We start from the raw sequence: 19,944 nt of genomic DNA on the forward strand, positions 1-19,944 counted from the left end.
ATCTTTAAACGCCAACTTTATCTAAAGTACAGTTTTCTAGCTTCTTACAAGGCCTAAGTTTAAGTAACACGAAGATAAATTACAAGTTTTCAAGAAAAACTTCTAATGCTGCAATAGCATCATAAGCTTTATCCCCTTGCGGGCCACCGGCTTGCGCCATATCAGGACGCCCACCACCACCTTTACCACCAAGAGTATCTGATACAATACGTACTAAATCAACAGCACTCAGTCTATCAATCAAATCATCAGTCACACCTACAACAATACTTCCCTTGCCATCTTCTGAAATACAGATGAAAGCTACAACACCAGATCCAATCTGCTTTTTTCCAGAATCCACTAATGTCTTAAGATCTCTTGGTGAAATATTTTGAATGACACGCCCCATAAAAGAAATGCCATTAATAATTTTTATATCTGCTTTATTGTTCTTTGTAGCTCCACCATTAAGAGCAATTTTCCCACGTGAATCACTTAATTCTTTTTCAAGCTTACGACGATCATCCAGTAAAGTTTGAATACGTTCTTGTACATTAACAGGGGAAGTTTTTAAAAGAGCAGCAATTTCATAAAGTTGCTCATCTTGATTACAGAGGTAAAGACGTGCAGCTGTGGCCGTTAATGCTTCAATACGACGAACTCCAGCAGCTACAGAACTTTCTGAAACAATATGAATCAAACCAATTTCACCTGTTCTGTGCACATGCGTGCCCCCACAAAGCTCAATTGACCAACAGTCTTTTTCCCCTATTTCTTCATGCTTTTTTCCCATAGAAACAACACGAACTTCATCACCATATTTTTCACCAAATAATGCTATCGCCCCTTCAGAAATTGCATCATCCACTGTCATCAGACGTGTTACTACTTTGCTATTTTGCAATACAATTTCATTGGCTAAATCTTCTACTTTTTTCAATTCTTCTTGTGAAATTGATCGTGGATGAGAAAAATCAAAACGTAACCGGTCAGGTGATACAAAAGAACCCTTCTGTACAACATGATCCCCCAACGTTTGACGCAAAGCCTTATGTAATAAATGGGTAGCAGAATGGTTTGCACGAATTTTTCTACGACGAACACAATCAACTGCTAATTCCACACAATCATGTGTTTTTGCTTGACCACTTTTAACCTCACCAATATGAACAAAAACGCCTTTAGCCTTTTTCTGGGTATCATGTACTTCAAAAACAAAATTCTCACCAGAAATTATACCGCTATCTCCAATTTGCCCACCAGATTCGCCATAAAAAGGTGTCTGATTAACGACAAGCATAGCTTTTTGCCCTGAAGAAACGTGATCAACGATCTGACCGTCACAGATAAGGACAGTAATAACACCTTCTGCTTTTTCTGTTTCATAACCCAAAAACTCTGTAGTGCCTACTTGATCACGAACAGCAAACCAAACCGTTTCCGTTACAGACTCACCAGAACCAGACCAATTAGCACGAGCCTCCGCTTTTTGGTGTTCCATCGCTTTGTTAAAAGCGTTAACATCAACAGATATTCCACGGTGCCGAAGAGCATCTTGCGTCAAATCAAGTGGAAAACCATATGTATCGTAAAGTTTAAAAGCAACTTCACCATTAAAACAATCACCTTCTTTAAGATGAACACTTTCTTCATTCAACAAACGAAGACCCCGTTCAAGAGTTTTTCTAAAACGCGTTTCTTCCAACTTTAAAATTTCTGAAATTAAAGATTCGGCACGTACTAATTCAGGATAGGCTTGCCCCATTTCGCGTATCAAAGCAGGCACAAGACGCCACATCAATAATTCTTTTGCATCAAGAAAATGAGCATAACGCATAGCACGACGCATAATACGACGTAGAACATATCCCCGACCTTCATTAGAAGGCAGAACACCATCTGCAATCAAAAATGCAGAGGAACGTAGATGATCAGCAATAACACGATGACTAACAACAAAGTCACCAGTCGCTTCAACTCCTGTTATCCTTTGTGACTCACGAATTAATGCAGAAAAAAGATCAATATCATAATTATCGTGCACACCTTGCAAAACAGCAGCGATACGTTCTAATCCCATTCCCGTATCAATAGAAGGATGAGGCAATTCAATTCTTTTGTCTTTACTCACCTGCTCATACTGCATGAAGACTAGATTCCAAATTTCAACAAAGCGATCACCATCTTCATCAGCACTTCCAGGAGGTCCCCCAAAAATTTTATCACCATGATCATAAAAAATCTCTGAACATGGGCCACAAGGTCCTGTATCCCCCATCATCCAAAAATTATCATTTGTTGCAATCCGAATAATTTTTTCGTCTGGAAGACCTGAAATTTTACGCCATAACTGAGCAGCTACATCATCACTATGATAAACTGTAACCAACAACTTATCTTTCGAAAGACAAAATTCTTTTGTTAGAAGGTTCCATGCAAAAAAAATTGCTTCTTCTTTGAAGTAATCGCTAAAAGAAAAATTACCAAGCATTTCAAAAAAAGTATGATGGCGTGCAGTATAACCAACATTATCAAGATCATTATGCTTTCCACCCGCACGTACACACTTTTGTGCGGTTGTTGCCCGGCTACAGGAAAGCTGCTCAAGTCCAGTAAAAACATTTTTAAACTGCACCATTCCTGCATTTGTAAACATTAATGTGGGATCATTGCGTGGAACAAGTGGGCTAGAAGAAAGAACTTTATGCCCATTACGATGAAAATAATCCAGAAATGTTGACCGGATCTTATTAACGCTATTCATATTTACACCCACACAATACAGCACACAACTGCAAAGATAAAACCCATTTTAATTAAATACTCTCTTTATCACTTTTAGAGTAACTTAATTAAAATAGAAATATTTTTTCATAAAAATTTGAAAATAAAAGATTTTACACTCAAAAAATCTAACAAACAAAAACAGAAAAAACTAAATTGCAATTAATGATTATTTATCAAATTGATTCATCGCTTTCTGTATTTTCTAATCCTGCATTTTCTAACAATTCAATTGCAAGCAAACCAGCATTTTGACGTAAAGCCGATTCAATCTCTGTTGCTATTTCTGCATTCTCGTGTAAAAATTGCTTTGCATTCTCACGCCCCTGCCCTAAACGTTGAGAATTATAAGAGAACCATGAACCAGATTTCTCTACAATACCAGCTTTAACACCCAAATCAATCAATTCCCCCACTTTGGAAATACCTTCACCATAGATAATGTCAAATTCCACCTGTTTAAATGGGGGGGCTAATTTATTTTTCACCACTTTAACACGCGTTTGATTACCAATTACCATATCCCGATCTTTAATAGCACCAACACGACGAATATCTAAACGGACAGAAGCATAAAACTTTAAAGCATTCCCACCTGTTGTCGTTTCAGGAGAACCAAACATTACACCAATTTTCATACGAATCTGATTGATGAAAATAACCATACAGTTAGAGCGAAAAATTGATGCCGTTAATTTACGCAAAGCTTTACTCATCAATCGAGCTTGCAATCCAGGAACAGAATCATTCATTTCACCATCAATTTCCGCACGTGGTGTTAAAGCTGCTACTGAATCAACAACAAGTACGTCAATCGCACCAGAACGAACAAGCGTTTCTGCAATTTCTAAAGCCTGTTCACCGGTATCTGGTTGAGAAATGAGTAGATCTTCTAATTTAACACCAAGTTTACGTGCATAAATAGGATCAAGAGCATGTTCTGCATCAACAAAAGCACAAACTCCACCACTTTTCTGAGCTTCAGCAATAGCATGAAGAGCCAGTGTCGTTTTCCCGGAGCTTTCTGGCCCATAAATCTCAATAATACGCCCTTTTGGTAATCCACCTACACCCAAAGCAATATCTAAGGATAATGAGCCAGTTGGAATTGTTTCAATTTCAACAACCTGCTCCTTTTGCCCAAGACGCATAATTGAGCCTTTACCAAAAGAACGTTCGATTTGTGATAGAGCAGAATCTAGAGCTTTTGTTTTATCCACAATCATATCCTTAGTAAGTCAGAATAATTTTTTATACAATATATACTGCTCTATTAACTTAATTAAAGTCTGGAGTTTAGATTTTCACAGACTATTTCATCTCTATCTTCGTTGCATCACAATTTTTAATCAATGTTGTAAAAAATTATACTTTTTTTGCTAACACAAAGCATATTTCAAAAAAAATGCATCGAAAAATAGCAGCTTATTGTATTAAGTTTATATCGTTAATCTATCTCATCCATAAAGAAAACACCCCAATTTTCAAGACAATGTTTTGAGCACACACTTTTACAATATAATAAATGAAGAAACTGAACACACAGACCCATAATTACCAATTTACCGTAAATGGCCCAAAGCTAACATTGATCAAAATCACCATAATATTTGAGAAATAACTTGAAGCACACCAATCAGCTAATCATTAAATACACTAACAGCCATACCAATTACAGTTTCCTTTAAAAATTTCAAAACTTAGTTGTCATCTAGGTTTGAATTTGCCCTCACTCAAAAAGAGAAAATTTTTAATATGTAAGGAATGTCAAATTCTCGCACATGATTTAGCTTGTTAATAAAGCTACAATAAGTTGTGGTTGAATTGAAATCTATTATAGAAAAAATAGAAAATGATTTAGTCGCAATCTTGTTTTTGACCGCCCCGTTTTTGTCGTAACTTTTTCCACCATTCAAGACGTTTCACAATTTCACGCTCAAAACCACGCTCTTGTGGTTGATAATAAATTTGACGTCCAAGTTTTTCAGGAAAATACTCCTGCCCTGAAAAAGCATCTGGCTCAGAATGGTCATAACGATAGCCTTCCCCATATCCATTTTCCTTCATAAGTTTTGTAGGAGCATTAAGGATATGCTTAGGAGGAGGTAAAGAACCATTTTTACGCGCACAATGCATCGCTGCCTTATAAGCAAGATAAACTGCATTCGACTTGGGTGCCGTAGCAATATAAAGACATGCTTGTGCCAAAGCCAATTCACCCTCAGGTGACCCTAAATAATTATAAGCATCCTTTGCTGCATTACAGATTACAAGAGCCTGCGGATCTGCCAAACCAATATCTTCAACAGCTATACGTACCAATCTGCGTCCGATATATAAAGGATCTTCACCCGCATCAAACATACGTGCAAGATAATAAAGAGCAGCATCAGGATCAGATCCACGAACTGATTTATGTAATGCTGAAATAAGATTATAGTGACTATCCTGACCTTTATCATAAATCGGAGCCCGACGCTGAATGATTTCTTGTAAAACTTTAGCATTGAAGATTTCTTCTGGGCGTGCAGCACGCCAAATTTCCTCTGCTAGTGTTAGTGCCGCTCGCGCATCACCATCAGACATTCTTATCAAGAGATCTCTAGCATGATCATCCAAAGGTAAAGATTTGCCCTCCACTTCCTCAGCGCGCTTTAAAAGCATACTCAAACTTTTACTGTCATGTAAACGAAACGTCAAAACACGTGCACGTGAAAGAAGAGCGTTATTAAGTTCAAATGAAGGGTTTTCAGTTGTTGCCCCTACAAGAACCACCGTACCATCTTCCATAAAAGGAAGAAAAACATCCTGCTGAGCACGATTAAATCGATGAATTTCATCAACAAACAAAAGTGTCCGACATCCAGACATAAAACGAGCTTGAGCTACTTCAAAAATTTTCTTTAGCTCTGTAACACCAGTACAAATAGCAGAAACTTGCTCAAAAGCGAAATTCGTCTCTAATGCCAATAAACGTGCAATTGTTGTTTTACCTGTTCCTGGAGGCCCCCAAAAAATCATCGAACCAAACGAACCACTTTCTATCATACGTGAAAGAAAGCCTTCCGTTCCAATCAAATGATCTTGCCCAACAACCTCACTCAAAGAGCGGGGACGCATTCTTTCAGCAAGTGGCCGATTTTCACTGAAATGGGAATCAAAAGATGAAGTAAAAAAATCTTTATTCAAAGTGCCCCTCAGCGGATAAATTGGCGAATATAGACACCATTGCGTTCATATTCCAGCTGCCAAATACGCGGATGTTCCTGCATAAGAATCTTTTTTAATTGGCTCACAGTTTGAATTTGATGACCATTAACAGCGCGCAAAATATCTCCTGAGCGGAAAATCTCTGCAGCATTACTCATGTTATCGAGATTGGCAATCACAACACCCTTTACAGTCGCAGGAAGATGAAAACGTTGGCTATTTTGCGGTGTTAAATCTAGTATTTCAGCCCCAGAAAGAGGACTTTTATCAATAATTTTTTCAGATTTTACAAATGCAGAATTAGACATTGATGAAACAGTTATCTTTGTTTTTAAAGTTTTTCCATCGCGTAAATATTCTAAATTAAGGTTTTGCCCAACACTAGTTGTTATCAAACGATATATAAGGTCATCTGGGCTGTCAATTTGTATATCTTTCACACTTAAAATAACATCGCCCACTTTTAAACCAGCTTTTGCAGCAGGACTATCTTGAATAATTTCAATAACAAGAGCTCCATAGGGACGTTCTAAACCCAAACCACCTGCAACATCAGGTGTAACCCTTTGAAAGGATGCACCAATATAAGGAGGCACAAAAAACTTTTCACCACGTTTAACTGTATCAAGAACTACTTTAACAAGATTAGCTGGAATAGCAAAACCAATTCCTGTAGAACCGCCGGAACGCGAATAAACAGCTGTATTAATCCCAATCAATCGGCCATTCACATCAATTAGAGCCCCACCAGAATTACCCGGATTGATAGCAGCATCTGTTTGAATAAAAAAATCAAACTCAGAAATACCTACATGTGTACGCGCTTGCGCTGAAACAATGCCACTTGTAACTGTTTGTCCAACACCAAAAGGATTACCAATCGCAAGAACGAGATCGCCAACTTCAACTGCATCAGAATTTCCTAAAGGAAGAACAGGAAACTGAGTATCTTTTGAATTAATTATTTCAAGTATCGCAATATCAGTTGCTTCATCTTTTAATATAACTGTGCTTTCAAACTCTCTCCCATCAGAAAGAGCAACTTTAATCTCGTGGGCACCTTTAATAATGTGGTAACTTGTAACAACCAAACCACGTGCATCAACAATTACCCCAGACCCCAATGATGATTGCGTGCGTAAAGGTCTGTTATCCTGATAACGACCAAAAAATTGTTCAAAAAACGGATCATCTTCAAAAGGAGAACGCACCTTAACTTGTCGGGCAGCGTAAATATTTACAACAGACGGAACAGTTTTTTTAACTAAAGGAGCAAATGAAAAAGTGGTTTTTGACTGTGTTGGTGAAACTTGAGCATTCGTGGAATGAAACGATATTAATGTCATAATCACAAAAAAAAGCCCTATTAAAATAGAACGCTTCATTATCCACTCCCTCAAAAACTAAAACAGCCCCCATTTAGTAGAACATGGAAATTTTATTATTCATCTCCATTTATTTGATATTTAAATCAAAAATGTCTTACTTTGGCAAGTAATATTGCAAAATCAACAATGAGAACAATCTTCTTTTTTCACTCATATATTGAACAACATTTATTCTAAAGCACGAATAAAAAAACGCCTCAGAAAGGCGTTTTTCATTCCCCAAAAAAGAAAAAGCTCCTTACGAGGCCTTTTCCTCATTGGCAACCCCTTCTATGTGTTTATGATTTACAGAATTTTTTGCATTAATATCCCTATCAACAAATTCTATAACAGCCATAGGTGCATTATCACCAGTACGAAAACCTGCTTTCATAATGCGCAAATAACCACCTTTACGTGATGCATAACGTGGTGCAAGTGTATCAAATAACTTTGCAACCTTTTTAGTGTCACGAATAGCTGAAATTGCTTGCCGGCGCGCGTGCAAATCACCCCGTTTACCAAGTGTAACCAACTTTTCAACAATAGGGCGAATTTCTTTAGCCTTTGGAAGCGTCGTCACGATCTGCTCATACCCGATCAACGAAGCTGCCATATTGGCAAACATTGCTTTACGGTGACTGGCAGTCCGGTTTAGCTTGCGACCTGATTTACCATGACGCATGAGCTTTCTCCTTAAATTTAATTCTTAATACTGATCTTCATAACGTTTAGCAAGATCATCAATATTTTCAGGTGGCCACGCAGGAACCTCCATACCAAGATGGAGCCCCATACACGCAAGAACCTCTTTAATTTCGTTTAATGACTTACGTCCAAAATTTGGCGTTCGAAGCATTTCAGCTTCTGTTTTTTGAATAAGATCACCAATATAAACAATATTATCATTCTTAAGACAATTTGCTGAACGAACTGAAAGCTCCAACTCATCCACTTTCTTAAGAAGTGCAAGATTAAAGGAAAGCTCAGAAGCTGGTTCTTCAACAAGTTCTTTTTGCGGCTCTTCAAAATTGACAAATACCGAAAGCTGATCCTGAAGAATACGTGCTGCAAAAGCGACAGCATCTTCACCATTAACAGCGCCGTTAGTTTCAATCGTTAACGTCAACTTATCGTAATCAAGGACCTGCCCCTCGCGTGTATTTTCTACTTTATAAGACACCTTACGAACTGGCGAATAAAGACTATCGATTGGGATAAGACCTATAACCGCATCATCTACACAATTACGATCAGATGGAACATAACCTTTTCCCGTATTTACAATAAATTCCATACGGATTTCCGCACCCTCATCTAGTGTACAAATAACATGCTCAGGATTAAGGATTTCCATATCCCCAACAGTACGTATATCTCCAGCTCTAACAACACCAGGCCCTTCTTTACAAATGATAACGTGCTTAGGACCCTCCTCTTCCATGCGAATAGCGATTTCTTTGATATTTAAAATAATATCTGTAACATCTTCACGAACACCTGGAATCGATGAGAACTCATGCAACACACCATCAATTTGCACAGCAGTAACAGCAGCACCACGCAGTGATGACAATAATACACGACGAAGTGCGTTTCCTAACGTTAAACCAAAACCACGCTCAAGTGGTTCTGCAACAACACTCACAACATTTGAATTACCATCTGCATGAAACTCAACCTTATTGGGTTTAATTAACTCCTGCCAGTTTTTCTGGATCATATTTTTATTCCTGTTCTTTAGTTCCGCTACCATTCAATCGCAACGGCCAGTGTGAACATCGGAAAAAGTTTCCGATTATGAAAAACAATACCTAATCAAACACGCCGTCTTTTTCGGGGACGACATCCATTATGAGGAATTGGCGTTACATCTCGAATGGAAGTAATTACAAAACCAACAGATTGCAACGCACGCAAAGCAGATTCACGACCTGACCCAGGACCACAAACTTCAACTTCCAATGAGCGCATACCATGTTCTTGCGCCTTTTTAGCACAATCCTCCGCTGCAACCTGCGCAGCAAAAGGTGTAGATTTACGAGAACCTTTAAATCCCTGAGCACCAGCAGATGACCATGCGATCACATTCCCCTGAGCATCAGTAATAGTAATCATCGTATTATTAAATGTTGAATTGATATGCACAACACCTGATGAAATGTTTTTACGCTCGCGACGACGAACACGTGTGGCTTCCTTGGCCATAACTTTCCTTTCAATGATCTCTCCACTGCCGTAACACCAGCAGCTCCACCTTATTTACCTTTATTCAAAACTTCCCACAAAAAGAAGAATATAAAAATAAAGATTACTATTATTTCTTCTTACCAGCAATTGCTTTAGCTGGACCTTTACGCGTACGCGCATTAGTATGTGTACGCTGCCCACGAACGGGTAGAGAACGACGATGACGTAAGCCCCTATAACAACCAAGATCCATCAAACGTTTAACATTCATCGCAACTTCACGACGAAGATCTCCCTCAACTTGATAACCTTGATCTATCGTTTCACGAATTTGCAACACTTCCGCATCTAAAAGTTCATGCACACGACGCTCCGAAGGAATACCAACTTTCTCGACAATTTCTTGAGCAAATTTCCGTCCAATCCCATGGATATACTGAAGCGCAATAACTACACGCTTATTTGTTGGGATATTGACGCCAGCAATACGAGCCACACTTATTCTCCTTGATTACGTTAACAATGAACCATAAAATACTTGAAGCACTTTACAGAAACAAAGAAATGATCTCGGCTCCAACATACCCCAAATCCCATTTTTTACTGAAATAAAGCAGCTTTTGATAGATTTTACTATAAAAGTCAACTCTTTTCATTTATTTTTAAAAAATTTTCTTATTTAAGGAACTCTCTAATTACACATGATACATCAGTAACATCAGCCATTCCATCAACCTTTTTTAACAAACCTGTTTTTAAGTAAAATTCTGATAAAGGAGCTGTTTTTTCACGATATTCAACCAATCGTTTTGCAAAAGAATCAGAATTATCATCTGAACGGACCTGTCCTCCAACAGCAATCGTTTCCTCAACACGTTTCTTCATGCGCTCAATCAAAGCCTTTTCATCAACAATAAATTCAATAACGGCATTAAGCTGCACGTTTTTTGATTGCAAAATTTGCTGTAATGCCTCTGCTTGCCCTACAGTGCGCGGATATCCATCCAATATAAAACCGTTTACACAATCATTCTCATCAATACGATCTGATACAATTTGATTAACAATATCATCAGACACCAAAGCACCACTTTCTATAATGGCTTTGGCTTTTTTACCAATTTCTTTTTCTGCTATAACAGCTTCACGCAGCATATCACCTGTTGATAATTGAGGAATGTTATAATGCTCACCTAATATTTTAGCTTGAGTGCCCTTACCAGCCCCAGGAGGTCCTAAAAAAATAACTCTCATCGATTCCTTTTACCTCCACGGAGTTTAGATTTTTTAATCAACCCTTCATATTGATGCGCGACAAGATGCCCCTGAATTTGAGCAACTGTATCAAGTGTAACAGTAACAACAATGAGCAAGGATGTGCCCCCAAGATAAAAAGGAACGTGCAGTGCTGATATCATAAACTCCGGCAACAAACAAACTAGAATAATATAAACCGCACCGACAACAGTGATACGCGTCAAAACATAATCAATATATTCAGCTGTACGCTCACCAGGGCGAATTCCAGGAATAAAACCCGAATGCTTTTTTAATTGATCTGCTGTATCACTAGGATTAAATACAATAGCTGTATAGAAAAAACAAAAAAATGCCATCAAAGCCGCATAAATTATCATATAAAGTGGTTGCCCATGACCAAGAGAAAAAGAAATAGTCTGAATCCACTGCGGCATTTTATCAGAAAAATTATTAATAGTTGCAGGTAACAATAACAAAGATGAAGCAAAAATTGGAGGAATAATTCCAGCAGTATTCAACTTTAAAGGAAGGTGTGACATATCACTCTGAAACATCTGATTACCAATCTGACGTTTTGGATATTGAATAAGAATCCGTCGCTGAGCACGTTCTATAAAAACAATGAACCCAACAACAAAAATAATAATAAGAACAATTCCTATTAATAAAAAAGTTGACAAATCAGCTTGACTATGTGCAGTCAAAAGTTGAGCAAAAGTGGAAGGAAAATTAGCCACAATACCTGTAAAAATAATAAGAGAAACTCCATTACCAACACCACGTGATGTAATTTGCTCGCCAAGCCACATTAAAAACATCGTTCCACCAACCAGCGTAATGACGGTAGAAATGCGAAACATTATACCTGGTTCCAAAACAATTTGAAGTCCTGTTCCTATACCAGTTTCAAGCGCAACCGCAACACCAAAAGCCTGCAGAATAGCTAACACTACCGTTACGTAACGAGTATATTGATTAATAATTTTACGGCCTAATTCACCCTCTTTTTTAAGAGATTCTAGTGAAGGAATAATTGAAGTTAGCAACTGTACAATAATTGATGCTGATATATAAGGCATAATTCCTAGTGCAAAAATCGCCATCCGCCCAACAGCACCTCCAGCAAACATATTCACCAATCCCAATACACCAGACGCATGCTGTTCAAACGTTTGCCGTAAAGCATCAATATTAATGCCAGGTAAAGAAATATAAGTACCAAAACGATATACAAGAAGTGCAGCTAGAGTAAACCAAATACGTTTTTTTAATTCAGTCGCACGTGAAAAAGTACCAAAATTTATATTGGAAGCAAGTTGTTCTGCAGCTGATGCCATAAAATCTCTCCAGTTTATACCCCAACTCGTTGCTTACACAACAATAACCCTAACATTCTATCTATGTTATATAAGAATAAACGCAAAACTTAAATGGTCTCCATAAATAATGGCCTAGAATGAGTTACAGATACTCCTTTCCAGGCCAATTACTATTTATCAAAATGAATTTATTAGACAGATTCAAGAAGATTAATCTGACCACCAATTTTTTCAATCTTTACACAAGCAATCTTAGAAGCACCAGAAACATTAAACACAATCTTGGCTTTTAACTCACCATCAGAAAGAAGACGAACACCATCTTTTACACGACGAACAATACCGGCTTCTTTTAGCACAAATACATCAACCGGCTTCTCAATATTCAACTTGCCCGCATCAATCGCTTGCTGAATTCGACCTAATGAAACTTCATTATAAGTTTTAGCAGAGGAATTTTTAAATCCACGCTTTGGCAAACGACGATAGATAGGCATCTGCCCACCTTCAAAACCATTAAGCGATACACCAGAACGTGATTTTTGCCCTTTAACACCGCGACCACCAGTTTTACCACTACCCGAACCAATACCGCGTCCAATACGCTTACGATTCTTTGTTGCGCCTTCGCGATCACGCAGTTCGTTGAGTTTCATATTCTATACTCCTGCGACCTTCTATTCTAACCTTCATCCACAACCCGAACAAGGTGGGAAACTTTAGCAATCATACCTCGCACACAAAGTGTATCTTCTAAAGTGCGACGACGACGCATCTTATTTAATCCAAGTCCCTTTAACGTTGCACGCTGATCTTCCGGCTTTCGAATCGGACTTCCAATTTGCTCTACCGTTACAGTCTTACCAATCTGAGATTTTTTTTGAACCATTTTTAATTCCTTTTCTGACAAACCTCAGAAACTATTCCTCTGAACCAATCAAATGCTGACGACGCGACTGTAAAATTGAATACTTAATACCACGTTGCGCCGCAATATCTTTAGGATGCACCTGACACTTTAAAGCATCAAAAGTTGCACGAACCATATTATACGGATTTGATGAACCCAACGACTTAGCAACAACATCTTGCACACCAAGAGTTTCAAAAATAGCACGCATTGGCCCACCAGCAATAATACCAGTACCAGCAGAAGCTGAGCGCAATAATACACGACCAGCTCCATGACAACCTTCAACATCATGATGCAATGTGCGCCCAGATCGAAGTGGAACATAAATCATTTCACGCCTTGCAGATTCTGTAGCCTTACGAATTGCTTCAGGCACTTCACGTGCCTTACCATGACCAAAACCAACACGTCCTTTTTGGTCTCCAACAACAACAAGAGCAGCAAACCCAAAGCGTCGTCCACCCTTTACAACTTTAGCAACACGATTAATGTGCACAAGTTTATCAACAAATTCACTACTATTTTCATTTCGACGCTCATCGCGATCATTACGCTCTTTTTGTGCCATTCCTCATTCCTTTTTCTTTTCCGGAAGCACCTTAACGAATCCTCAACATTAAATTAAGGAACTCATATGAAATATCAAAATACCTTTTTAGCAGAATTTCTAAATAAGATATTTTAAAAAATCAAACCGCCCTCACGAGCAGCTTCAGCTAAAACTTTCACTCGACCATGATAAACATACGCCCCACGATCAAAAACAACTTCATTAACGCCAACCTTTTTTGCACGTTCAGCAATTAATTTACCAACAGCAAAAGCGGCCGCTTTATCAGAACCGCTTTTCAAAGATTTTCTCAATTCCCCTTCAAGAGTACATGCAGAGGCAAGCGTACACCCACGTAAATCATCAATAATTTGTGCATAAATATTCTGATTTGAGCGATAAACACTAAGTCTCGGACGACCATTAGCGACAGCTCTAATTTGACGACGAACACGTTGTGCACGGCGCTGAATAATCTTTTTAGATGAAACCATAACGCAAAACCCTTACTTCTTTTTACCTTCTTTACGAACGATACGTTCATCTACATATTTAATACCTTTACCTTTATAAGGCTCGGGCCCACGATATTCACGAATTTCTGCCGCAACTTGCCCAACTTGCTGCTTATCAATTCCAGAAACAACAATTTCTGTCGGCTTAGGAACTGTTACAGTAACACCAGACGGCACTTTATAAATAACATCATGGGAAAAACCTAATGATAATTGAATATCCTTACCCTGTAAAGCAGCACGATAACCAACGCCGTTGATCTCAAGTTTCTTCTCAAAACCATCTTTCACACCGCAAAAAATATTCTCAATCATTGAACGTGACATACCCCATTTAGAGCGTGCATCTTTTGATTGATCGCGCGGTAAAACCGACACAACATTTTCCTCAAGCTTAACCAAAACTTCATCATTAACGACGTAGCTCAGCTCACCTTTTGGACCTTTCGCCTTAATCAACTGACCTTCAACAGTGGCAGTAACTCCAAGAGGAACCGGAATAGGTCTTTTTCCAATACGAGACATTGTTTTAACCTGTTTTACTTTCGTTTGCTTACAATCAATCAGAAAACACGACAGAGAATTTCTCCACCGACATTTTGTTCACGCGCTTCATGATCTGCCATTACTCCTTTAGGAGTCGACAAAATTGAAATACCAAGACCATTTGCTACCTGAGGAATAGACTTAGCAGAAACATACACACGGCGACCAGGTTTTGAAACACGTGAAATCTCACGAATAACAGCTGAACCTTCAAAATACTTCAATTCAATCTCTATTTCGGATCTCCCTTTACCAAAATCAACCTGATTGTATCCACGAATATAACCTTCAGACTGTAAAACATCAAGCACCCGCCTACGAAGCTTAGAAGCAGGCGTAATCACTTTACCCTTTTTACGACTAAGCGCATTACGAATACGTGTTAACATATCACCAAGAGGATCTGACATAGACATCTTGTTATCTCCTCTTACCAACTAGACTTAACAATACCAGGAATATGGCCTAGAGAACCAAGTTCACGTAGCGCAATCCGCGACATTTTTAATTTACGATAATAAGCTCTTGGACGCCCCGAAATTTCACAACGATTACGAATACGAACCTTTGCAGAATTACGCGGTAGTTCCGCCAACCGAATAGAAGCTTTAAAACGCTCTTCAAGCGAAACCTTCTGATCCATCACAATTGCTTTCAAACGTGCACGACGCGCAGCATAACGCTTTGCCATCACAACACGATGCTTATTTTTCTCAACGGCACTTACTTTGGCCATAATCTCACCTCACTACGTCTGCCGTTACAAGCGAAATGGAAAATTAAAAGCACGCAATAATTCACGCGCTTCATCATCCGTTTTTGCTGTCGTACAAACGATAATATCCATGCCCCAAATCTGATCAACTTTATCATAATTAATCTCTGGAAACACAATGTGCTCTTTAATACCCATGGCAAAATTACCATGACCATCAAAGCTTTTTGGATTCAAACCACGAAAATCACGAACCCGTGGAAGAGCAATCGTAATAAGACGATCCAAAAACTCAAACATACGATCTTTACGTAATGTAACCTTAGCTCCAAGCGGCATTTTTTCACGAACCTTAAAACTCGCAATAGAATTACGCGCATAGGTAACTACAGCTCTCTGACCTGTTATTAATGTCAGATCTTCAGCTGCAATAGATGGTTTTTTGGAATCAGCAGTCGCCTCACCAATCCCCATATTAATCACAATTTTATCAACGCGTGGAATTTGCATTTCGTTTTTATAGTTAAACTTCTCTTGAAGCATTTTACGAACAACTTCAAGATAATGCGTCTTCATACGTGGTTTCTGTTTTTCTTTAGCCATTAATCAGTTCTCCCGACCGTTTGGCAACACGAACTTTATTACCATCCGCATTTACACGAAAACCTATACGTGTAGGTTTACCATCTTTAGGATCAACAACCGCCAAATTAGACAAATGAATAGGCGCCTCCTTAGAAACAATTCCAGCTTCTTGTGTTTGTGTTTGACGCTGATGACGTTTAACTACATTAATTCCAAGAACAAAAGCGCTGCTATTTTTGGGATTCACCTTAATAACTTCACCGCTACGACCTTTATCTTTCCCAGATAAAACGATAACTTTATCACCTTTTCGAATCTTTTGCACGATATTTACTCCTTACAACACTTCAGGAGCGAGTGAAATGATCTTCATGTGGTTTTTACCACGAAGTTCGCGAGGAACAGGCCCAAAAATACGTGTACCAATAGGCTCTTTTTTATTATCCACCAAAACAGCAGCATTTCTATCAAAACGAATTACACTACCATCCGCACGACGAATATCCTTGGCAGTACGAACTACCACAGCTTTCATCACATCACCTTTTTTAACACGGCCACGGGGAATAACATCCTTAACCGCAACAACAACAATGTCACCGACCGAAGCATACTTCCGCTTTGAACCGCCCAGCACCTTGATGCACATGACACGACGAGCACCAGAATTATCAGCAACGTCGAGGTTTGTTTGCATCTGAATCATGACTGGCCACCACCTTTTCTTAATGTTTAAATCCGACGATGCCTTTGGCACATCCGGACTTGCCTGTCAAACAATAATGAAGCTATAGTTAGCAAAATTTACCCAATGGAAAAAACCAATGTTAAATTTAAAAACAATTAGCCTGGTTAATTACGTTACACTGTCTACAACAACAATCCAACGTTTATCTTTCGAAATCGGTTTAGATTCTTGAATAGAAATCTGATCTCCGATTTTGAATTGATTGTTCTCGTCATGCGCCTTGTATTTTTTAGACTGTCGAACCGTCTTCTGGAGAAGCGGATGAGAATAACGACGCTCCACTTTGACAACTACAGTTTTATCATTCTTGTCGCTAACGACAACGCCTTGCAAAATGCGTTTAGGCATCTCTTATTTCCTTAAACCTTGTTTCCATCCATCTTCTGACGAAGAAAAGTTTTAATACGCGCAATGTTACGACGAACTTGCTTAACACGTGCGGTTTTTTCTAATTGACCTGTCGCTTTCTGAAAACGCAGATTAAACTGCTCTTTCTTTAACTTAGCCAATTCATCTTTCATTTGGTCGAGCGTTTGCGCCCGTAATTCTTCGGCTTTCATCGCTTAACCTCTTTATTCAGCAATTCGTTGAACAAAACGAGTCTTAACAGGCAACTTTGCAGCACCCAATCTAAGAGCTTCACGTGCTACATCTTCAGGAATCCCGTCAAGCTCAAACATAACGCGCCCAGGAGAAACACGTGCTGCCCAATAATCAACACTCCCCTTACCCTTACCCATACGAACTTCAGTAGGCTTAGATGTAACCGGAAGATCTGGAAAAATCCGAATCCATACACGACCAGAACGCTTCATGTAACGTGTAATAGCACGACGCGCCGCTTCAATTTGGCGCGCAGTAATACGCTCTGGCTCAATAGCCTTCAGACCGTAAGCACCGAAGTTCAAATCCGTACCACCTTTCGCAACACCGTGAATACGGCCTTTGAATTGCTTACGAAATTTTGTGCGCTTTGGCTGCAACATTACTCTTTACTCCAAATCTCAATTCAACCATAAAAATCAAGTATTTTCACGGCGGCGACTCGACGAAACTCCTGAATGATCACTTTCCATAGCACGACTTTCCGAAGCCATTGGATTATGTTCAAGGATCTCGCCTTTAAAAACCCAAACTTTAACACCACAAATACCATACGCCGTTTTAGCCTCTGCTGTACCATAATCCACATCGGCGCGCAAAGTATGAAGTGGAACACGACCTTCACGATACCATTCCATACGAGCAATTTCAGCACCACCAAGACGACCAGAACAATTAATACGAATACCTTCCGCTCCAAGACGCATAGCAGATTGAACAGCACGCTTCATTGCACGCCGAAAAGCAACACGACGTTCAAGCTGCTGAGCAATTGATTGTGCAATGATTGTTGCATCAATTTCCGGCTTACGAATCTCAACAATATTTAATGAAGTCTCAGCATTCGTCATTTCTGAAAGTTTACAACGAAGCTTTTCAATATCAGCACCCTTTTTACCAATAATAAGACCGGGGCGTGCTGAGTGAATTATAATACGACACTTTTTATGAGGACGTTCAATAACAACCTTAGAAATGGCTGCTTGCTTCAGTTCTTCAATCACATATAAACGAATTTTTAAATCTTCATGAAGGAGACGTCCATATTCACCACTATCAGCATACCAACGTGAATCCCAAGTCCGATTAACTCCAAGACGAAGCCCTATTGGATTGATCTTCTGCCCCATTACGCAGCCTCCTCTTTTTCGGTAACTTCACGAACAATAATAGTAAGATGCGAAAATGGACGCTCAATTCGGCTAGAACGCCCGCGACCACGAACATGAAAACGTTTCATTACTATAGATTTACCAACATGCGCTTCTGAAACAATCAATGAATCAATATCAAGATCATGGTTATTTTCCGCATTCGCAATCGCTGACTCAAGAGTTTTTCTAACTGTCTGAGCGATACGTTTACGTGAAAATGTTAAATCAGCCAACGCTGTATTAACCTTTTTACCACGAATCATCGCAGCAACCAAGTTAAGTTTTTGTGGACTAACACGAATCGTTCGAGCAACAGCCTTCGCTTCATTGTCCTTAAGTTGGCGCGGAACTTTAGCTTTGCCCATTACTACTTCCTTTTTGCTTTCTTATCCGCACCATGACCATAATAGGTTCGAGTAGGAGCGAACTCGCCAAATTTATGCCCAACCATTTCTTCAGAAACAGAAACAGGAATATGTTTATTGCCGTTGTAAACACCAAAAGTCAAACCAACAAATTGCGGCAGAATGGTAGAACGACGACTCCACATTTTAATAACTTCATTACGCCCACTTGCACGTACCTTCTCTGCTTTCCCAAGAAGATAGCCGTCAACAAACGGACCTTTCCAAACTGAACGAACCACTTTAGACTACCTCTCTTACTTCTTACGCTGATGACGCGAACGCATAATAAATTTATTAGTAGCTTTATTGGAGCGTGTACGCTTACCTTTCGTAGGCTTACCCCAAGGAGATACAGGGTGACGACCACCCGATGTACGCCCCTCACCACCACCATGTGGGTGATCCACTGGATTCATAGCGACACCACGAACATGAGGACGCTTTCCACGCCAACGCGACCGACCAGCTTTACCATCATTAATATTTCCGTGATCAGGATTTGAAACAGCACCAACAGTTGCAAAGCAACCACCAGGAACCAAACGCTGCTCCCCAGAATTAAGACGAAGAATAGCCATTCCCTGATCTCGCCCAACTAGCTGTGCATAAGCCCCTGCTGAACGCGCAATCTGACCACCTTTACCCGGTTTCATCTCAACGTTATGGATAATCGTACCCACTGGCATATTACAAAGAGGCATTGCATTACCTGGCTTAATATCAACATTTGAACCAGTAATAACCAAATCACCAACACCAAGACGCTGAGGCGCAAGAATATAACTTAATTGACCATCTTCATAACGAATCAACGCGATAAAAGCAGTACGATTTGGATCGTACTCCAAACGCTCAACCTTTGCAGACATATCACGCTTAAGGCGCTTAAAATCAACAAACCGATAGCTACGCTTATGCCCCCCACCTTGAAAACGAGCTGTAACTCTACCATGATTATTACGCCCACCCTTTGACGACAACCCTCCAGTCAGCATCTTTACAGATTTACCCTTATGAAGATCAGAACGCTCCACAATAACAAGCTGACGTTGCCCGGGTGTTGTTGGATTAAAGTGCTTAAGTGCCATTATTCTTA

Annotated in this window: 27 protein-coding genes; all 27 read right to left on the minus strand. The window is 39.3% G+C overall.

Annotated elements, in window-relative coordinates:
* Window positions 1–79: 79 nt before the first annotated feature.
* The 27 genes from alaS to rplB all read right to left on the minus strand — a co-directional run bounded on the left by alaS (window position 80) and on the right by rplB (window position 19,936).
* The gene (gene alaS, locus GGR10_RS05215) at window positions 80–2,746 is read right to left on the minus strand and encodes an alanine--tRNA ligase (RefSeq protein ID WP_182480234.1); all 2,667 of its coding nucleotides are present in this window, start codon (window positions 2,744–2,746) and stop codon (window positions 80–82) included.
* A gap of 196 nt (window positions 2,747–2,942) precedes the next feature.
* Complete coding sequence (recA, locus tag GGR10_RS05220) at window positions 2,943–3,986, minus strand: recombinase RecA (RefSeq protein WP_010703862.1); 1,044 nt, start codon at window positions 3,984–3,986, stop codon at window positions 2,943–2,945.
* Window positions 3,987–4,623: 637 nt separating this feature from the next.
* Window positions 4,624–5,955, minus strand: coding sequence for a replication-associated recombination protein A (locus tag GGR10_RS05225; protein WP_182480235.1), 1,332 nt, complete (start codon window positions 5,953–5,955; stop codon window positions 4,624–4,626).
* A gap of 8 nt (window positions 5,956–5,963) precedes the next feature.
* Window positions 5,964–7,361, minus strand: a complete 1,398-nt coding sequence (locus tag GGR10_RS05230) for a Do family serine endopeptidase (RefSeq protein ID WP_182480236.1) — start codon at window positions 7,359–7,361, stop codon at window positions 5,964–5,966.
* Window positions 7,362–7,602: 241 nt separating this feature from the next.
* Window positions 7,603–8,028 (minus strand): 50S ribosomal protein L17, encoded by a 426-nt coding sequence (gene rplQ / locus GGR10_RS05235; protein ID WP_182480237.1) that lies wholly within the window; start codon window positions 8,026–8,028, stop codon window positions 7,603–7,605.
* A gap of 24 nt (window positions 8,029–8,052) precedes the next feature.
* Window positions 8,053–9,066 (minus strand): DNA-directed RNA polymerase subunit alpha, encoded by a 1,014-nt coding sequence (locus GGR10_RS05240; RefSeq protein WP_182480238.1) that lies wholly within the window; start codon window positions 9,064–9,066, stop codon window positions 8,053–8,055.
* A gap of 95 nt (window positions 9,067–9,161) precedes the next feature.
* Window positions 9,162–9,551 carry a 30S ribosomal protein S11 gene (rpsK, locus tag GGR10_RS05245; protein WP_010703867.1) on the minus strand — a complete coding sequence of 130 codons (390 nt, stop codon included), beginning with the start codon at window positions 9,549–9,551 and terminating at the stop codon, window positions 9,162–9,164.
* A 109-nt stretch (window positions 9,552–9,660) separates the two neighbouring features.
* Entirely contained in the window at window positions 9,661–10,029 is a 369-nt protein-coding gene (gene rpsM / locus GGR10_RS05250; protein WP_078689883.1) for a 30S ribosomal protein S13, read from the minus strand.
* A 179-nt stretch (window positions 10,030–10,208) separates the two neighbouring features.
* The gene (locus tag GGR10_RS05255) at window positions 10,209–10,787 is read right to left on the minus strand and encodes an adenylate kinase (RefSeq protein ID WP_182480239.1); all 579 of its coding nucleotides are present in this window, start codon (window positions 10,785–10,787) and stop codon (window positions 10,209–10,211) included.
* On the minus strand, window positions 10,784–12,130 hold the full coding sequence (gene secY / locus GGR10_RS05260; RefSeq protein WP_182480240.1) for a preprotein translocase subunit SecY: 1,347 nt from the start codon (window positions 12,128–12,130) through the stop codon (window positions 10,784–10,786). Before secY ends, GGR10_RS05255 begins: the two co-directional genes overlap by 4 nt.
* A 173-nt stretch (window positions 12,131–12,303) precedes the next feature.
* Entirely contained in the window at window positions 12,304–12,768 is a 465-nt protein-coding gene (gene rplO / locus GGR10_RS05265) for a 50S ribosomal protein L15 (RefSeq protein WP_182480241.1), read from the minus strand.
* A gap of 26 nt (window positions 12,769–12,794) precedes the next feature.
* A complete protein-coding gene (rpmD, locus tag GGR10_RS05270) occupies window positions 12,795–13,001 on the minus strand; it encodes a 50S ribosomal protein L30 (protein WP_182480242.1) in 207 nt (68 codons plus the stop codon).
* A 31-nt stretch (window positions 13,002–13,032) separates the two neighbouring features.
* Entirely contained in the window at window positions 13,033–13,593 is a 561-nt protein-coding gene (rpsE, locus tag GGR10_RS05275) for a 30S ribosomal protein S5 (RefSeq protein WP_182480243.1), read from the minus strand.
* Window positions 13,594–13,706: 113 nt separating this feature from the next.
* Window positions 13,707–14,069, minus strand: a complete 363-nt coding sequence (gene rplR / locus GGR10_RS05280; RefSeq protein WP_182480244.1) for a 50S ribosomal protein L18 — start codon at window positions 14,067–14,069, stop codon at window positions 13,707–13,709.
* Window positions 14,070–14,081: 12 nt separating this feature from the next.
* Window positions 14,082–14,615, minus strand: coding sequence for a 50S ribosomal protein L6 (rplF, locus tag GGR10_RS05285; RefSeq protein ID WP_010703875.1), 534 nt, complete (start codon window positions 14,613–14,615; stop codon window positions 14,082–14,084).
* A gap of 38 nt (window positions 14,616–14,653) precedes the next feature.
* On the minus strand, window positions 14,654–15,052 hold the full coding sequence (gene rpsH, locus GGR10_RS05290) for a 30S ribosomal protein S8 (protein ID WP_182480245.1): 399 nt from the start codon (window positions 15,050–15,052) through the stop codon (window positions 14,654–14,656).
* A gap of 14 nt (window positions 15,053–15,066) precedes the next feature.
* Complete coding sequence (gene rpsN, locus GGR10_RS05295; RefSeq protein WP_182480246.1) at window positions 15,067–15,372, minus strand: 30S ribosomal protein S14; 306 nt, start codon at window positions 15,370–15,372, stop codon at window positions 15,067–15,069.
* A gap of 24 nt (window positions 15,373–15,396) precedes the next feature.
* On the minus strand, window positions 15,397–15,954 hold the full coding sequence (gene rplE, locus GGR10_RS05300) for a 50S ribosomal protein L5 (RefSeq protein WP_007477077.1): 558 nt from the start codon (window positions 15,952–15,954) through the stop codon (window positions 15,397–15,399).
* Entirely contained in the window at window positions 15,947–16,261 is a 315-nt protein-coding gene (rplX, locus tag GGR10_RS05305) for a 50S ribosomal protein L24 (protein ID WP_182480247.1), read from the minus strand. The genes rplE and rplX overlap by 8 nt, the downstream gene beginning before the upstream one ends.
* A 12-nt stretch (window positions 16,262–16,273) precedes the next feature.
* Complete coding sequence (rplN, locus tag GGR10_RS05310; protein WP_182480248.1) at window positions 16,274–16,642, minus strand: 50S ribosomal protein L14; 369 nt, start codon at window positions 16,640–16,642, stop codon at window positions 16,274–16,276.
* 150 nt (window positions 16,643–16,792) lie between these two features.
* Complete coding sequence (gene rpsQ, locus GGR10_RS05315; protein ID WP_010703878.1) at window positions 16,793–17,032, minus strand: 30S ribosomal protein S17; 240 nt, start codon at window positions 17,030–17,032, stop codon at window positions 16,793–16,795.
* A gap of 11 nt (window positions 17,033–17,043) precedes the next feature.
* The gene (gene rpmC, locus GGR10_RS05320) at window positions 17,044–17,244 is read right to left on the minus strand and encodes a 50S ribosomal protein L29 (protein ID WP_007477073.1); all 201 of its coding nucleotides are present in this window, start codon (window positions 17,242–17,244) and stop codon (window positions 17,044–17,046) included.
* Between the two features lie 12 nt (window positions 17,245–17,256).
* Window positions 17,257–17,670, minus strand: coding sequence for a 50S ribosomal protein L16 (gene rplP, locus GGR10_RS05325; protein WP_007477072.1), 414 nt, complete (start codon window positions 17,668–17,670; stop codon window positions 17,257–17,259).
* Between the two features lie 36 nt (window positions 17,671–17,706).
* Window positions 17,707–18,417, minus strand: coding sequence for a 30S ribosomal protein S3 (gene rpsC, locus GGR10_RS05330; protein WP_010703879.1), 711 nt, complete (start codon window positions 18,415–18,417; stop codon window positions 17,707–17,709).
* Entirely contained in the window at window positions 18,417–18,806 is a 390-nt protein-coding gene (rplV, locus tag GGR10_RS05335) for a 50S ribosomal protein L22 (RefSeq protein ID WP_010703880.1), read from the minus strand. Before rplV ends, rpsC begins: the two co-directional genes overlap by 1 nt.
* A gap of 2 nt (window positions 18,807–18,808) precedes the next feature.
* Entirely contained in the window at window positions 18,809–19,087 is a 279-nt protein-coding gene (gene rpsS / locus GGR10_RS05340) for a 30S ribosomal protein S19 (RefSeq protein ID WP_007477069.1), read from the minus strand.
* 15 nt (window positions 19,088–19,102) lie between these two features.
* Window positions 19,103–19,936 carry a 50S ribosomal protein L2 gene (gene rplB, locus GGR10_RS05345; RefSeq protein WP_182480249.1) on the minus strand — a complete coding sequence of 278 codons (834 nt, stop codon included), beginning with the start codon at window positions 19,934–19,936 and terminating at the stop codon, window positions 19,103–19,105.
* Between the last annotated feature and the right edge of the window lie 8 nt (window positions 19,937–19,944).

Origin of the sequence: Bartonella chomelii (genome assembly GCF_014138465.1) — a bacterium.
In the GTDB taxonomy this organism is placed as follows: Bacteria; Pseudomonadota; Alphaproteobacteria; order Rhizobiales; family Rhizobiaceae; genus Bartonella; species Bartonella schoenbuchensis.

Coding starts and splice junctions, on each gene's coding strand:
- alaS (WP_182480234.1), bottom strand. CDS start 2,746: ATGAATAGCGTTAATAAGATCCGGTCAACATTTCTGGATTATTTTCAT.
- GGR10_RS05230 (WP_182480236.1), bottom strand. CDS start 7,361: ATGAAGCGTTCTATTTTAATAGGGCTTTTTTTTGTGATTATGACATTA.
- rplQ (WP_182480237.1), bottom strand. CDS start 8,028: ATGCGTCATGGTAAATCAGGTCGCAAGCTAAACCGGACTGCCAGTCAC.
- GGR10_RS05240 (WP_182480238.1), bottom strand. CDS start 9,066: ATGATCCAGAAAAACTGGCAGGAGTTAATTAAACCCAATAAGGTTGAG.
- rpsK (WP_010703867.1), bottom strand. CDS start 9,551: ATGGCCAAGGAAGCCACACGTGTTCGTCGTCGCGAGCGTAAAAACATT.
- GGR10_RS05255 (WP_182480239.1), bottom strand. CDS start 10,787: ATGAGAGTTATTTTTTTAGGACCTCCTGGGGCTGGTAAGGGCACTCAA.
- secY (WP_182480240.1), bottom strand. CDS start 12,130: ATGGCATCAGCTGCAGAACAACTTGCTTCCAATATAAATTTTGGTACT.
- rplO (WP_182480241.1), bottom strand. CDS start 12,768: ATGAAACTCAACGAACTGCGTGATCGCGAAGGCGCAACAAAGAATCGT.
- rpmD (WP_182480242.1), bottom strand. CDS start 13,001: ATGGTTCAAAAAAAATCTCAGATTGGTAAGACTGTAACGGTAGAGCAA.
- rpsE (WP_182480243.1), bottom strand. CDS start 13,593: ATGGCACAAAAAGAGCGTAATGATCGCGATGAGCGTCGAAATGAAAAT.
- rplR (WP_182480244.1), bottom strand. CDS start 14,069: ATGGTTTCATCTAAAAAGATTATTCAGCGCCGTGCACAACGTGTTCGT.
- rplF (WP_010703875.1), bottom strand. CDS start 14,615: ATGTCTCGTATTGGAAAAAGACCTATTCCGGTTCCTCTTGGAGTTACT.
- rpsH (WP_182480245.1), bottom strand. CDS start 15,052: ATGTCTATGTCAGATCCTCTTGGTGATATGTTAACACGTATTCGTAAT.
- rpsN (WP_182480246.1), bottom strand. CDS start 15,372: ATGGCCAAAGTAAGTGCCGTTGAGAAAAATAAGCATCGTGTTGTGATG.
- rplE (WP_007477077.1), bottom strand. CDS start 15,954: ATGGCTAAAGAAAAACAGAAACCACGTATGAAGACGCATTATCTTGAA.
- rplN (WP_182480248.1), bottom strand. CDS start 16,642: ATGATTCAGATGCAAACAAACCTCGACGTTGCTGATAATTCTGGTGCT.
- rpsQ (WP_010703878.1), bottom strand. CDS start 17,032: ATGCCTAAACGCATTTTGCAAGGCGTTGTCGTTAGCGACAAGAATGAT.
- rpmC (WP_007477073.1), bottom strand. CDS start 17,244: ATGAAAGCCGAAGAATTACGGGCGCAAACGCTCGACCAAATGAAAGAT.
- rplP (WP_007477072.1), bottom strand. CDS start 17,670: ATGTTGCAGCCAAAGCGCACAAAATTTCGTAAGCAATTCAAAGGCCGT.
- rpsC (WP_010703879.1), bottom strand. CDS start 18,417: ATGGGGCAGAAGATCAATCCAATAGGGCTTCGTCTTGGAGTTAATCGG.
- rplV (WP_010703880.1), bottom strand. CDS start 18,806: ATGGGCAAAGCTAAAGTTCCGCGCCAACTTAAGGACAATGAAGCGAAG.
- rplB (WP_182480249.1), bottom strand. CDS start 19,936: ATGGCACTTAAGCACTTTAATCCAACAACACCCGGGCAACGTCAGCTT.